Raw genomic sequence first — 13,831 nt, 5'->3', positions numbered from 1 at the left:
AATTGGGATAGCCGCTGATCCTGTATACGCCGCAGAAACTATGTGGGAGGGGGCTTGCCCCCGATTGCAGTGGGTCAGCTGAAGACAACCTGCCTGATCTACCGCTATCGGGGGCAAGCCCCCTCTCACATGTCAACTGCGTTCCAGTTCAGTAGTCTTTGCGCTTCCTGAAGGCCCACCGCCCGGCAATCAAGGTAAAGGTCGCCACCAACGCCACCAGGATCCAGAAGCCTTCCGGGTCCTGCGAAAGCGGCACACCCCCCACGTTCATGCCGAAAAAACCGGCGATGATGTTGATCGGCAACGCCAGCACCGTCACCACGGTGAGGGTGAACAGTGTGCGGTTGCTCTGCTCGTTGAGGTTGGCGGCGATCTCTTCCTGTAACAGCTTGATGCGTTCGCCCAGGGCCATCAGGTCGTTGATGATCAGCGCAAACTCCTCGGTGGATTTGCGCAGTTCTTTCACGTCCTCTTTTTGCAGCCATTGCGGCGGGCGGTTGAGCAGGCGCAGCAGCGAACCCGGTTCCAGCGCCAGCAGGCGTTGCAGGCGCACCAGCACCCGGCGTGCCGCCCCCAGTTCAGCGCGGTTGGTGGACAGCCGTGACGAGAGCAATTGGTCCTCGATATGGTCGACGCTGATGCTGGTCTTGCGCACGATCTGCGTCAGCACTTCACCCTGGTCACGCAGCAAGTGCACGAGCAAGGCCAGCGGTGAGCGGAAGCTTTCACCGGCTTTCACTGACGAGCGCAGCTTGTCCACCGAGTGCAGCGGTTGCAGGCGTGCGCTGATCAACAGGCGGCTGCGGGCGCACACCCACAGCGTGGAAATGTCCGACGAGACCATGCTGCTGAAGTTGAACACCACGTCGTTGACCACCGCCAGCAAGGCCGAGTCAACATGTTCGATGCGGGTTGAGCGCGAACCTTCATGCAGGGCTTCGAAGAACTCTTCCGGCAGGTCCAGATGCGCCTGCATCCAGCGCTCGCATGCGGCGTGGGCCAGGTTCAGGTGCAGCCACAAAAACTCGTCCGGGTCGGCCGGCTGGCGCAAGGCCTGGAGGGCCGTGGCCGAATCGATCTGCTCGCCCTTTTCACCGGGGCGAAAACGGAAACCGTAAAGCAAGCCGAACAGGTCGGAATCCTGGTGGCTGTGGTCGATGCTGTGGTTCATGAGGGCTCGCAGGAAAAGCGCCTGTAGGAGATTTCACAGGTTCGCATGCGCGAATCATTGCAAGGGGATTTGACAGTTTTGTGACGGTTTTGGATTTATTTCGTTGCGGTGACATTTATTTGACCGCCTGTCAGGAACTGTTCAAGAGGCCTCTGGCCCGGCCGATTCAAGGTGTTAAGAACCGCTGTGGATCGGCGGTGCTTTTGATGACAGGGAAGTCGCCGTGTGTATGCACCACTTCCTTGTATCGAGGCTTTTCCCCGATGAATGTTTTGCGAACCTCATTGAGAGCACAAATCCTGTCGCTGCTCGGTGGCAGCCTGTTGGCGATGCTGTTGATCGCCCTGGCCTGTTTCAACTTCCTGTCCAATGGGGTGCAGAGCTATCGAAGTTTGATCGATGGGCCGTTGCTGACCTCACAGTTGATTGACGAGGCCAACCTGCAATTCAAGGTGCAGGTGCAGGAATGGAAAAACGTCCTGTTGCGCGGCAAGCAGCCCCAGGACATGGAGAAATACTGGGGCCAGTTCCAGGAGCGCCAGCGCGATGTGCAGGGCATTCTCACTCGGCTGGTCACCCAGACCGGCAGCGACCCGAGCCTGAGCCGACGCATCGAAACCCTGCGTCAGACGCACGAGCAACTCGGTGTGGCTTACCAGAAAGGCCGCGATGCCTACGTGGCGGCGGGGGGCGATGCCACTGCGGGCGACACGGCGGTAAAGGGCGTGGACCGCGCCGCCAGCGAGCAGATGAGTGCGCTGGTCGGTGACCTGCGCGAACAAGGCAGCCAGCAATCCAAGGCCATCAGCGCCTACGCCGAGCGCACCGTGCTGGGGGGGTTGGCGATCATGTTGCTGTCCGGTGTGCTGATCGGCTTGTTCAGCCTGTGGTTGATCAACCGCAACCTGATCCTGCCGATCCGCAGCCTGATCGACTACGTGACGCAACTGAGCCACGGTCGGTTCGCCGAGCGCGTAGCCAGCCGTCGCCAGGATGAGTTGGGGCACTTGGCCGCCGCCGCAAATACCTTGCGCGACTTTCTTGCCGAAACCTTCAGCCGCTTGCAGCGCAGCGCCAGCGACCTGGTCGGCGCCAGCGGCGAGTTGAACGCCATCGCCGGGCAGATGGCCACGGGCACCCACGATCAATTCAACCGCACCGACCAAGTGGCCACGGCCATGACCGAAATGTCCGCCACCGCCCAGGAAGTCGCGCGCCATGCCGCCAGTGCTTCCCGTGCGGCCGACGAGGCGGACCATTCGGCGCGGGAAGGCGGTGAGGTGATGAGAGTCACCATTGCCACCATCGGCCAGATGCGCAACGAAATCCTCAATACCGGCACCATCATCCGCCGCCTCGAAACCGACAGCGTACGCATCGGCAAAGTGCTGGAAGTGATTCGTGGCATCGCCGAGCAGACCAATTTGCTGGCGCTCAACGCGGCGATTGAAGCTGCGCGCGCAGGCGAAGCCGGTCGTGGTTTTGCCGTGGTGGCTGATGAGGTGCGCAGCCTGGCGCAACGCACGGCGGCGTCGATCATCGAGATCAACGGGATTATCGAGGCGGTGCAGACCGGTGCGGTGGACGCGGCTGAAGCGATTGTGAGCGGCCAGTCATGCAGTGATGAGAGTGTGGAGAAGGTCACGCAAGCCGGCGCCATGCTGGCTCACATCACCCAGGCGGTGGAGGCGATTCGCGACATGAACCGTCAGATTGCCACGGCAGCGGAGGAGCAGACGTCGGTGGCCGAGGACATCTCGCGCAACATCACGCAGATCACCACGGTGGCGACGGCCAACCTCGACAATGTGAAGCGCACCGAAGCGGCGAGCCATGACCTGCGTGGGTTATCGAGTGAGTTGAATGAGGTGACGGCGCGTCTGAGCGCCTGATCAGGCACAAAAAAAGCCACCCGAGGGTGGCTTTTTTTTAGTTCAAATCAAGTATCGAGCTTGTCTTCCAGCACGGCGCCGGTCTTGGCGTCGAGCTTCACTTCAAACTTCTTGCCGGCGGTGTCGGTCAGTTCGACTTCGTAGACCAGCACGCCACTGTTGTTATGGTCCAGCTCGGTGTCGTTGAGGGTGGCGCCTGGGTGTTTGGCCAAGGCAGCCGCGTTGAGTTTTTCGAAAGGCATCACGGCGCCAGACTTGAGCAGGCCTTCAATGTGGTCGGGGCGAACATCCGCCTGGGCCAGGCTGGCGGTCAGGGTCAGGGCGGTAGCGGCGAACAGAGCGGTCAAGGTTTTCATGGTGTGTGTCCTTCTTCGGTGAGCTGTTTAAGTGGCGCCAGATTAACCAGCGCAACTTAATTCACCCTTAATTAATTCAAACAGTTGCGCAGTTTGTTCAATCCACCAGACGCGGGGGATTTCATGCTGGAGGCTCACTTGAGGGGAGACTCGGCATGAAACGGTTAGTGAGTTGCATCTACGCGCCTGTATTTCTGTTCGGCTTTATCGGCTGCGGGTTTTGGCAGCCGCACGCGCTGATTCTGCTGTTCGTGATCGCGGTTGCAGTGTCATTCCTGGCAGAGCAGTGGCTGCCCTATGAACCGCAGTGGAATTGCAGCCTGGGCGATCGGCGCCGCGACACCGTGCACGCGCTGGTCAACGAAAGCCTGAATGCCCTGGGGTTGTTGATCCTGCCGGGGCTTACTGCGCTGTTCGCGTTTGAAGGTCTCTGGCCGCGCGGTTGGCCGCTGTGGCAGCAACTGCTGATGGCCATTGTGCTGGCTGATGCCGGTATCACCTTGATGCATTACGCCAGCCACCGCATTGCGCCGCTGTGGCGTTTGCATTCGTTGCATCACAGTGTGCAGCGCCTTTACGGTTTCAACGGTTTGATGAAGCACCCCTTGCACCAGATGCTGGAAGCCACGGCCGGGTTGCTGCCGTTGATCCTGCTGGGCATTCCCCTGGACGTGGCGCAGTTGCTGGCACTCGCGATTGCCCTGCAGTTGCTGTTGCAGCATTCCAATGTGGACATGCGCCTGGGGCCTTTGCGCTGGGTGTTCGCCTGGGCGCCGGTGCATCGGTTTCACCATATGAAATATGGGCACGCCGGGGATGTGAATTTCGGGCTGTTCTTTAATCTGTGGGACTGGTTGCTGGGTACTGCGTTTTACCGCGAGGGGTATCGCATGGGGGCGGGTGATCTGGGGATTGGCAGTCGGCCGGATTTCCCGGTGGGCTACGGGGCGCAGTTGCGTGATCCGTTCAGGCCGGTTGCCTTGAGCAAGGAGCCGTCCCTGCCGGACGAATTACGTTAACAGTTCAACGTCCAGCTGGCGCAATGACGCAGCTGCCGTGACCCCAAACAACTGCTTCATGGTCCGTGAGAAATGTGCTGAGTCGGCAAAGCCGGCACCGTGAGCGGCATCGGTCAGCGTGCCACCGGCGAGGGCCAGTTGCAGGGCGATGCGCAGCCGTCGCCACAGCACCAGGCGACGCACGGGCAGACCGAGTTGATGGGCGAACAGCCGCTCCAGTTGGCTCAAGGACAGGTGCGCGGCCTGGGCCAGGGCCTGGGCTGAGACCTTGCCGATGAGTTGTTGATCCAGTGCGGCCAGCGCCCGTTCCAGGCGTGAGTCCTCCAAGCTGCGTCGGGGGAGTTGATGCAGTGCATCCAGGGACAGGTCTGTATCCAGCAACGGGGCGATATCAAACACCGCCGGTTCGGCGTACAGCACCGTGACTTCACCTTGAGCGTCAAGAATGGCGTGGGTTTGACGCGAAGGGATAAACAGGCGATGGGCCGTGGTGATTTGGCCATCGAGGCTGACCGTGAACGGTGAGCCTTTGGAGACCATCAACTGATGGGCGTAGTGCGCATGGGGCGCTATGCGCCCCAGCTCGCCGACGATCAGGCCATAGTCACGCCCCAACCACAGGCGGCCTGACCATTCGGCCGTCACTCAGTACTTATAGTCGTTCAGCAGGTCTTGCACGCTGGACGACGGCCAGCGCTTGTAGAACTTCAGCAGTTCGGCGGCGCGGTTGGTGAAGATGCCATCGACGCCGGCCTTCATCACTTTGTCGAAGTCCACCGGCTCATCGACGGTGTAGACGTGCACCAGCAGGCCTTTGTCGTGGGTCAGCTTGTTCATCTCCGGTTTGACCAGGTCCGAATAGCTCTGGTCGCCGTGGTTGGTCAGCTCGGCCGATGGGCCGGTGCCGATGGCGCCGAGGCTCTTGGCTTCGTCGACCCATTTTTCGAACTCGGCGGCATCTTTCGGTTCCTGCTTGGCGTAGTAGGCGGCCTTGGTGGTTTCGCCGGACTCAGCGAACGTCTGCTTGTTTTTCGGCTCGATGCTGCCTTCACCCACCCACAACAGCAGGATCTTCGGGGTGTTGGGCATTTCTTTCTGCAGCTCTTTGAGGCTGGCAACCTCGAAGGTTTGCAGCACCACGCGGCCCTTGCCCTGGCCGACGCCGGTGTTGCTCTTGCCCAGCTTGGAGCCGGCGGAGCTCAGCCAGCCTTTATCCTGCAGCTTGTTCTTCAGGTCGGCTTCGATGCCCGGGAATTGCTTGGGCTCCTTGGTCTCGATGTACAGGCCGGGTTTGTGCGACGGGTTGCCTTCGGCGATCTTGATGATGTCGTCCAGGCTCTGGATTTTCAGGCCGACGAAGCCTGGACGCGCGCGGTCCGGGTAGGCGGCGTTGAACCAGCTGCCGGCGTCGAGGGTTTGCAGTTCTTTCCAGGTGAACTCGTTGGCCGGGGCGTCCTTGCGGTCGGGGAACTTGGTGGCCACGTCGGTGGTGCGCTGCAGGTTGTTGTCGTGCAGGGCGAACAGCACGCCGTCCTTGCTGCGCTGCAGGTCCATTTCCAGATAGTCGGCACCCAGGTCGCGGGCAATCTTGTAGGCCGCGGCGGTGGATTCGGGGGCGTCGTAGGACGCGCCACGGTGGGCGATCACGGCTGGGTACGGAATGCCTTCGTTGGTTGCCAATTCAGCCGGGCTGATCGGGTCGGCAGCCTGTGCCTGGCCAAGGCCGAGCATCAGGGCGAGCAGCAAGGCACTCTTGGTAAACGTGACAGGCATATGCGAAGTCCTTTCGTGGAGGTAGCTTTGAGAAGGCCTCCTTTTTAACAATTGATTGCGAAAGGCGCTATCACCAAACCGACATTAACGTGTGCACGCCTCGATTTTCTGCGTTTTTTTTGCAGGCATTGCAGTACTCTTGCCCGAAGCTGCCCCGTTAGAGGGCGGTACTTTGTGCCACGCGTGTAAACCATCTTTCCAGTCCCTGTGGGACTTTTCAGTGAGGTTTACCATGCGCATCACCTCCGAGCTTATCTGCCAGGCCGCCGACCAACTCCGTGGTTTTGTTGGCCTCAACCGCAAGACCGGCCAGTACATCGTGCGTTTCAGCGAAGACGCCTTCGGCATGGACGTGGCCGATGACGGCATCATTCCCACCGCCGAATTCGTCTGGCTGCCGGCCCCGGAGCAGACCATGACCCTGTCCCGCGAGCGCATCCAGTTGCTGCTGGATCAGAACATCGACGACCGTATCAACATCACTGAACCGTTGCGGGTGTATATGCGGCGGGTGGAGGTTCCGCAGATCAGTGCGTTGCGCAGTCTTGTAAGCTGATCCTGTGGTGAGCAGGCTTGCATGTGGTGAGCAGGCTCGTCCTGCGTTGGGCTGCGCAGCAGCCCCATCAAGACCGCAATGTCCTTTCAGGAAAACCGCAGCGGCTGGTTTGAGGGCCGCTTCGCGCCCCAACGCAGGGCAAGCCTGCTCACCACAACGAGCCTCTTGATCATGCTTGCTGGCAAGCCTTGAGCAGGGCAATCGCCAGGGGCGGGGTGATGCCTTTCAGCGCGGCGCGTTCGGGTTGGAACAGGGTGGCGACGAAGAACGGGTGGTCGAGCAGCTCCACGGCTCGCAGATCACCTGCCGAGTCATGGCCGCTGGGGATCAGGTCGCCTTCCAGCAGTGCGTCGAGAAACTCAGGGTTCACGCCGTAGCGGCAACGATAGCCTTCCTGCACATCAAGAGTGCCGTAGGCTTCTGCAATACGCGTGTAGGACACCAGGCGCACAGTGTCGGTGGCCTCCACCAGCGCACAACTCAGTGGCGCGATCACGGCGCGCCTGGCGTGCGGCGCCAGTTCGCCGTGCTCGGCATCCTTCCAGCCCAGTACGTTGCGCGCATATTCCAGCACCGTGTGCTGAAAACCGCCGCAGGTGCCGAGGAACGGCCGGCGTTGCTCGCGGGCAAAACGGATCGCCCGCAGTGCGCCATCGGTGTCGCGGTAGGGGCTGGCGGGGACGCACCAGAAACCATCGAAAGCGTGCAGTGACTGGGGCAGGGCATCGGTGTCGAGCCAGTGGACATGCACGCTCAGCCCCAGGGTCTCGGATGCCTGTTGCAAGGCCACGGGAATGGCTTGGTGGGCGATGACATCGGGGTTGTAATCGCCGATCAGGGCAAGGTGCAGAGGTGTGGTTTTCATCGTGTACATCCCATGGCTTGTGGTGTCCTGGAGCGCACTATAGATTGGCGTTCACGCAATCAATATTGGCGTTTGCCCATATGTTCAATGCAGCTACGCACTATTCACTCGATTACCCTGATTTGTCGCTGATCCTCGCGCTGGTGCGTGGCGGTACGCTCGCACGGGCGGCCGCGTTGTTGCGGGTGGACGTGTCCACGGTGTTCCGCGCGGTGCGGCGCCTGGAGGCGGCGCTGGGCCAGACATTGTTTGAAAAAAGCCGCACCGGCTACCTGCCCACCAGCCTGGCGAGCAACCTGGCGCAGCAGGCCGAGCGTGCCGAACAAGCGCTGGAGGCGGCGCGCATTGGCGTGGAGCAGGGCGGTGAGGTGATCAGCGGCACGGTGCGCCTGACCTGTACCGACTCCGTACTGCAAGGTCTGCTGTTGCCGGCCCTGGCGCAGTTCATGCCGCACTACCCGGCATTGACCCTGGAACTGAGCACCTCGAATGACTTCGCCAACCTCAGCCGCCGTGACGCGGATATCGCCCTGCGCCTGACCCGCACGCCGCCGGAACATCTGGTCGGCCGACGCCTGGGCAACGTGGCTTATCAGGTGTGCGCCAGCGCGGATTTTGCTCGTCAGCATGCCGGCCGCGAGTTGGCTGACCTGCCATGGATCGCCCCGGATGACTTCCTGCCCGACCACCCCACGGTCGCCTGGCGTCGCGAGCATCTGCCCGGTGTGCGTCCCAGTTATCGCTGCAACAGCATGTTGTCGGTCACCGAGCTGGTACGGGCAGGGTTGGGGGTGGCAGCCTTGCCGGACTTTCTATTGGGGGACGGCCTGCAATCGCTCGGCCCCGCGTTGGCAGGGCATGACACCGCGTTGTGGCTGCTCACGCGCCCGGACTGCCGAGCGTTGCGCTCGGTGGTGACCCTGTTCGATGAGCTGGGACGGCAGGTGCGATTGCCTTAGGTTTTTCGCACAAAATGCTCATGCATTTCGCAGGTCAGGCTTTCAATGTGCTCAGTCAGTTGTTTGGTCATTTCCGTGAGCCGGGTGTTTTGCTCCAGCAGTTCCAGTAACTGTTTGGTGGTCTGCGCCGCCTGGGCCTGGCGCTCGGTATTGGCGATCGCCAGGGCTTCACGGTGCTGCGCATCTGCATCGGACTGCGCCTTGTCGCGTGCGGCCTGGCGGGTCTGGGCCAGCAGGATCAGCGGCGCGGCGTAGGCCGATTGCAGGCTGAACGCCAGGTTGAGCAGGATGAACGGGTACACATCGAAATGCGTGATGCCGGTCATGTTCAGTACCACCCACAACACCACGATGGCGGTTTGTGCGCCAAGGAAGGTCGGCGTACCGAAGAAGCGCGCGAAGGCTTCGGCCTTGAGGGCAAAGGTGTCGTTGCCGAAGGTCGGCGCCAGGTGGGCGTGTGGGCGGTGGAAGCGCAGGTGGTCGACGGGGGTGGCTTCGGGCTTTTCTGGGGTCATGGCGGGCTCGGATCTCATGCTTGAAGAACAACCAGCACTATAGACCGAGCCCCCGGCACTCCGTATGAAGATCGGGTCAGTTGCCGCCACGCTCGTTGGCGAATGCACTCACCGCCTGCACCGCTTCGCTGGTGCCTTGGCGAATCTGCAGGATAACTGTGCCAGCCTGGTTGGCCATTTCAACGCCTTGGGCGGCGCGGTCGCGGGTGGCGTCCATGCTGTCGATGGCTTGTCGAGTTTCAGCCTGAATCATCGCGATCATGCTGGAAATTTCCGTGGTGGAGCCGCTGGTGCGCGCCGCCAGTTGCCGGACTTCGTCGGCTACCACGGCGAAACCACGGCCTTGTTCACCCGCACGCGCGGCCTCGATGGCGGCGTTGAGAGCCAGCAGGTTGGTCTGGTCGGCGATACCGCGAATGGTGTTGACGATGGCAGTGATCTGTTGCGAGCGATCACCGAGCTTGGCGATCAGTTGTGAGGAACCGTCGATGTCGGCAGAAATTTCGCGCATGCCGTTGGCTGTTTTCTGAATCACCTCGGCACCTTTTTCTGCCATGTCCTGAGTGCTCAAGGACAGGTGATAGGCCTGCGCCGCACTCTGCGCATCTGCCGCATGCTGTTGCACGCGGGCGGTGATGTCCGAGGCGAACTTCACCACTTTGCACAGCCGCCCGCTGGCGTCGTACACCGGGTTGTAGTTGGCTTCGAGCCACACGACCTGGCCGTTTTTATCCACCCGCTCGAACTGGCCGCTGAACATTTCCCCCTGGTTCAGGCGTTTCCAGAAGTCGCTGTAGGTTGAGCTGCTGGCCAGTGCCGCGCTGCAGAACATCCGGTGATGCTGGCCCTGGATCTGCGCCAGGGTGTAACCCATGCGCTGCAGGAAGTTGGCGTTGGCGGTGATGATGGTGCCGTCGAGGTTGAACTCGATCACCGCCATGGCGCGGCCAATGGCATCCAGTTTGGCATTGGCTTCGCTTTCGGCCTGCAGGCGCGGGGTGACGTCCATCGCGTACTTCACCACTTTGGTCACCTGGCCCGTGTCATCACGCACCGGGTTGTAGCTGGCTTCCAGCCACACCGACTGGCCATCCCCGGCCACCCGTTCAAAGGTGCCGGACTGGAATTGGCCATTCCGCAGGTTTGACCACAGTTGGCTGTACTCGGGGCTACGGGCGAAGGCCGGGGTACAGAACATTCGATGGGACTGGCCCTCTACCTGCTCGGCGCGGTAGCCCATGGTCTGCAGGAAATTGGCATTGGCGCGCAGCACATTGCCGGACAGGTCGAATTCGATCACCGCCATGGAGCGCTCGATAGCGTCCAGCAGGCTGGCCTGTTGGGCGATGGTGTGTTGCTGGGTGCTGATGGTTCTTTTATGTGTGTTGAATAGCATGTGCGGTGCTCGGGCAAGCAGACTCTGGGGGTTCCTTGGATATGCGCCTGCCCCCGTAAGGCGTACGCCACACGGTTGACTTGCTCATTGCCAGCTTCCTTGTGCTGACAGAGGGGGGGGGACAACGGGTTCAGAGTGATCAGCCTGACAAGAAGTTCGCCCGTGTGGGAGGACCTTTTTTGGGTAGGCGACCAGTGGTGGCATTATGCTTTCTTGTCGGGTGCTTTCTGGTCTTTTCAGACGAGGAGTCGTAGGACGACTTCAGGCGGAATGGGCGATCACTTCGTCGCTGACATTGACCCGGTTGCGCCCGGTGTCCTTGGCGGCGTACAGCGCGCGATCCGCTGCATTCAGCCACATCGCGGCATCGCTGAAGAAGGGTTGGAAATCGGCCAGGCCGATGCTCAGGCTGACCCGCAATTCGGGGATCTGCGGGTTGCGGTAATTGCTGAAAGTTTCGCGCATGCGTTCCATGATCTCCGCAGCCTGTTCCAGCGGCATTTGCGGAAGAATCACACAGAACTCATCGCCCCCGTAACGACCGGCCAGGTCGTTTTCCCGCAGATTGCGCCGCAACTCCAGGCTCAACTGCCGCAGTACCGCATCGCCGACGATATGGCCGTGGGTGTCGTTGATCTGCTTGAAGTGGTCGATGTCGATCAAGGCAATGGTGGCGTGGCTCCGCTGCTGCCGGCACTTGTGGAACTTGAGGTGCAGCAGGTCTTTCCAGGAACCGTGATTGAGCAGCCCGGTGAGGCTGTCGGTGCGGCTCAGGGCGCTGAGGGCGCGCTTGTGTTCGGACAGTTTGATTGCCAGTTGATAACAGACCATGCCGATGGCCATGGGGTAGAGCGTCAGCATCGGCAGGCAGGTGTAGACCTGCAGCAGGCTGACATCGGGGTTGAACCGGATGCCGAACAACGCGCCGGCCACGCCGATTCCAAGCCCCTGTGCGCACAGGCCACGCAGGAACAGGCGCTTGCCGCCGGCGGCGACGTTATTCATGGTCATCATCGACAGAATGGTCACGGCCGTCAGTGGCGTGAACTGCGTGGCGGCGGCCCAGAAGCCGCCGAGCAGCGAGTCATATAGCAGGTTGCGTTGTTCTGCCTGGTAGGGGTACTGCGAGCGGGCCGACAGTTGATACGCCACATGCGCCCAGGCAAACCCGTTGAACAGCAGGAGTGCCCACACCCAGCCCGGCATGGCGAGAGTGTAAAGGGCGCCGCTGACGCTGATACAGCCGATAGAAAGGCCGATGATCCTTGGCTTGTAGATACGCTTGGCAAATGAAAGCCCTTTGCCTTGTCTGTTTTCCATAAATTCCTGGGGCAGCTGTTTTTTGCAGATACGGTGGCGCGCGTTCGCTGGATCAACCGTTGATCGGATAATGCCTGTGAATATTGTCAGTTATTCGCGTGGGAATAATCAGTGTCCTTCCAGGCCATTTGCGCAAAACAGAGGGCGAATGCGTCAAAAGCGACCTGGAATGTCGCTCACACAACAGGTTTTTATGGCTGGCGGGGCAGGGTGACTTCGTAGCCGGCGAGGAACAGGTCGATGGCCGACTCGATCACGCTGGCCTGGTGGGCGGCATCCAGGGTGGGTTGGCCGAGGGTAATCTGTGGCCAGAAGGCGAAGGCCTTGAGCAGGCTCTGAATCTGGTGGGCGGCGAAGGCCGGGTCGGTGCAGTTGAGCCGGCCGTCTGCCTGGGCGGCGCGAACCCACTGGGTGAAGCCTTCTTCGCGCTGGCTCAGGCGGGTGACCATGTCTTGCGCACGTTCCGGCGAATGGATGGTGGCGGCGATGGCGACCCGGGCCAGGTCGAGGAAATTGGTGTCCGACATCATCTTCATCTTCGCCTCCAGCAACCCGCGCAGTTGTTCGCGCAATGGGCGGTCGCTGGCGTAACTGACGTCAAGTTGGGCAACGCTGCTGGCCCAGAGTTGATGAAGAATTTCTGCGAACAGTTCTTCCTTGCTGGGGAAGTGGTTGTACACGGTGCGCTTGGATACGCCGGCGGTGGCGGCGATCTTGTCCATGCTGGTGACCTCGAAACCGTTTGCGCGAAATTCGGCGATGGCCGCAGCCACAATGGCTTCGCGTTTACGGTCGGTGAGGCGTTGAGGGGCAGTCATGGGTGGGGCTCGGCTCTTGGAGGAAAATTACACTCGGTAGTTTACTTGCTCCGGGTTTTGTTGCAATCTTGAAACTACACTGTGCAGTGTAATTTATAAGCGATCCGTAGGAGTCACCCGGTAATGGCCACGATCTCGTCCCGTGTCGATTCTTCGCCAGCAGCGCCCAAGCAAGGCCAAGGGCACTTCAGCAACGATGCCCCCGTGCAGCACGGTGGCTTCGGCAAGACCTTGCGCATTTTCTGGAACATGCTGTTCAACAAACCCCGCAGCACGCGGCCGGTGGGGCCGATTCCGGTACAACCGCTGACGCGCGAGCAATTGCTGGCGGCCCCGGATCACAGCGTATTCCGCCTTGGACATTCCACCGTGTTGCTGAAAATGCGCGGTAAATTCTGGGTAACCGACCCGGTATTTGCCGAGCGCGCCTCACCGTTCAGTTGGGCCGGCCCCAAGCGCTTCCATCAGCCGCCCATCAGCCTTGAAGAGTTGCCGCCCCTGGAGGCAGTGATTCTTTCCCACAACCACTATGACCACCTTGACCGCAAGGCTGTCGTCCAATTGGCCGACAAGGCCCGTTATTTTCTTGCGCCGCTGGGCGTGGGCGACATCCTGGTCAAGTGGGGCGTGGATGGCAGCAAGGTGCGCCAGCTGGATTGGTGGCAGGGCACCGAGGTGGATGGCGTTCGGTTTGTCGCCACCCCTGCGCAACATTTTTCCGGGCGCGGTCTGTTTGATGCCAACCAGACCCTGTGGTGTTCCTGGGTGATGATCGATGGACCTCGGCGGATTTTCTTCAGCGGTGACACGGGTTACTTCGACGGTTTCAAACGCATCGGCGAACAGTACGGTCCATTTGACCTGACGCTGATGGAAACAGGTGCTTACAACGTCGACTGGCCCCATGTGCACATGCAGCCAGAGCAAACCCTGCAAGCGCATATCGACCTCAAGGGCCGCTGGTTGCTGCCGATTCACAACGGCACTTTCGACCTGGCGTTCCATGCCTGGCATGAGCCGTTCGACCGCATCATGGCCCTGGCCTGGGAGCGCAACGTGTCGATCACTACGCCGCAGATGGGGCAGGCGTTCAGCTTGAATCAGCCAGAGCGTGGAGGTGCGTGGTGGCTGGAGGTGGAAACCCAGGGGGCACAGGAACACCTCGCAGGCTGACGGAGGAGGCTATGGAAA

Annotated in this window: 13 protein-coding genes and 2 pseudogenes; 5 read left to right on the top strand and 10 right to left on the bottom strand. The window is 61.0% G+C overall.

Annotated elements, in window-relative coordinates:
• Positions 1–148: 148 nt before the first annotated feature.
• The gene (locus LUU92_RS22370) at positions 149–1,171 is read right to left on the bottom strand and encodes a transporter (RefSeq protein WP_058423173.1); all 1,023 of its coding nucleotides are present in this window, start codon (positions 1,169–1,171) and stop codon (positions 149–151) included.
• A 263-nt stretch (positions 1,172–1,434) separates the two neighbouring features.
• Here LUU92_RS22370 and LUU92_RS22365 point away from each other — a divergent pair, with 263 nt between their 5' ends.
• The gene (locus LUU92_RS22365) at positions 1,435–3,063 is read left to right on the top strand and encodes a methyl-accepting chemotaxis protein (protein ID WP_257102660.1); all 1,629 of its coding nucleotides are present in this window, start codon (positions 1,435–1,437) and stop codon (positions 3,061–3,063) included.
• A gap of 47 nt (positions 3,064–3,110) precedes the next feature.
• On the opposite strand, the gene LUU92_RS22360 is transcribed toward LUU92_RS22365, so the two are convergent.
• Positions 3,111–3,419, bottom strand: coding sequence for a PepSY domain-containing protein (locus tag LUU92_RS22360; RefSeq protein ID WP_071489498.1), 309 nt, complete (start codon positions 3,417–3,419; stop codon positions 3,111–3,113).
• Positions 3,420–3,574: 155 nt separating this feature from the next.
• Between LUU92_RS22360 and LUU92_RS22355 the strand changes: the two genes are divergently transcribed.
• Positions 3,575–4,438 (top strand): sterol desaturase family protein, encoded by an 864-nt coding sequence (locus LUU92_RS22355; RefSeq protein WP_222540306.1) that lies wholly within the window; start codon positions 3,575–3,577, stop codon positions 4,436–4,438.
• Here the strand turns inward: LUU92_RS22355 and LUU92_RS22350 are convergent.
• Positions 4,430–5,083, bottom strand: coding sequence for a helix-turn-helix domain-containing protein (locus LUU92_RS22350; protein ID WP_257102659.1), 654 nt, complete (start codon positions 5,081–5,083; stop codon positions 4,430–4,432). The genes LUU92_RS22355 and LUU92_RS22350 overlap by 9 nt on opposite strands.
• Positions 5,084–6,211 carry a glycerophosphodiester phosphodiesterase family protein gene (locus LUU92_RS22345; protein WP_071489501.1) on the bottom strand — a complete coding sequence of 376 codons (1,128 nt, stop codon included), beginning with the start codon at positions 6,209–6,211 and terminating at the stop codon, positions 5,084–5,086.
• Between the two features lie 232 nt (positions 6,212–6,443).
• On the opposite strand from LUU92_RS22345, the gene LUU92_RS22340 reads away from it, so the two are divergent.
• Positions 6,444–6,767, top strand: a complete 324-nt coding sequence (locus LUU92_RS22340) for a DUF2025 family protein (protein WP_071489502.1) — start codon at positions 6,444–6,446, stop codon at positions 6,765–6,767.
• 169 nt (positions 6,768–6,936) lie between these two features.
• On the opposite strand, the gene LUU92_RS22335 is transcribed toward LUU92_RS22340, so the two are convergent.
• Positions 6,937–7,632, bottom strand: a complete 696-nt coding sequence (locus LUU92_RS22335) for a CTP synthase C-terminal region-related (seleno)protein (protein WP_173668594.1) — start codon at positions 7,630–7,632, stop codon at positions 6,937–6,939.
• Between the two features lie 80 nt (positions 7,633–7,712).
• Here LUU92_RS22335 and LUU92_RS22330 point away from each other — a divergent pair, with 80 nt between their 5' ends.
• On the top strand, positions 7,713–8,591 hold the full coding sequence (locus LUU92_RS22330) for a LysR family transcriptional regulator (protein ID WP_071489527.1): 879 nt from the start codon (positions 7,713–7,715) through the stop codon (positions 8,589–8,591).
• Here the strand turns inward: LUU92_RS22330 and LUU92_RS22325 are convergent.
• The 5 genes and pseudogenes from LUU92_RS22325 to LUU92_RS22310 form a co-directional block, all read right to left on the bottom strand.
• A complete protein-coding gene (locus LUU92_RS22325) occupies positions 8,588–9,106 on the bottom strand; it encodes a DUF1003 domain-containing protein (protein ID WP_058427265.1) in 519 nt (172 codons plus the stop codon). The two genes, LUU92_RS22330 and LUU92_RS22325, sit on opposite strands and share 4 nt — an antisense overlap.
• Before the next feature lie 76 nt (positions 9,107–9,182).
• A pseudogene (locus LUU92_RS29290) lies at positions 9,183–9,620 on the bottom strand (methyl-accepting chemotaxis protein); the annotation flags it as partial.
• A 159-nt stretch (positions 9,621–9,779) separates the two neighbouring features.
• Positions 9,780–10,412: pseudogene (locus tag LUU92_RS29285) on the bottom strand (PAS domain-containing protein); the annotation flags it as partial.
• Between the two features lie 351 nt (positions 10,413–10,763).
• Positions 10,764–11,822 carry a diguanylate cyclase gene (locus tag LUU92_RS22315; protein ID WP_071489505.1) on the bottom strand — a complete coding sequence of 353 codons (1,059 nt, stop codon included), beginning with the start codon at positions 11,820–11,822 and terminating at the stop codon, positions 10,764–10,766.
• 191 nt (positions 11,823–12,013) lie between these two features.
• Entirely contained in the window at positions 12,014–12,640 is a 627-nt protein-coding gene (locus LUU92_RS22310) for a TetR/AcrR family transcriptional regulator (RefSeq protein WP_071489506.1), read from the bottom strand.
• A 123-nt stretch (positions 12,641–12,763) separates the two neighbouring features.
• On the opposite strand from LUU92_RS22310, the gene LUU92_RS22305 reads away from it, so the two are divergent.
• Positions 12,764–13,813 (top strand): MBL fold metallo-hydrolase, encoded by a 1,050-nt coding sequence (locus tag LUU92_RS22305; protein WP_222540302.1) that lies wholly within the window; start codon positions 12,764–12,766, stop codon positions 13,811–13,813.
• Positions 13,814–13,831: the final 18 nt, after the last annotated feature.

Source organism: Pseudomonas extremorientalis, assembly GCF_024584605.1.
Classification (GTDB): domain Bacteria; phylum Pseudomonadota; class Gammaproteobacteria; order Pseudomonadales; family Pseudomonadaceae; genus Aquipseudomonas; species Aquipseudomonas extremorientalis.
This window is presented reverse-complemented; position numbering and strand designations above follow the sequence as displayed.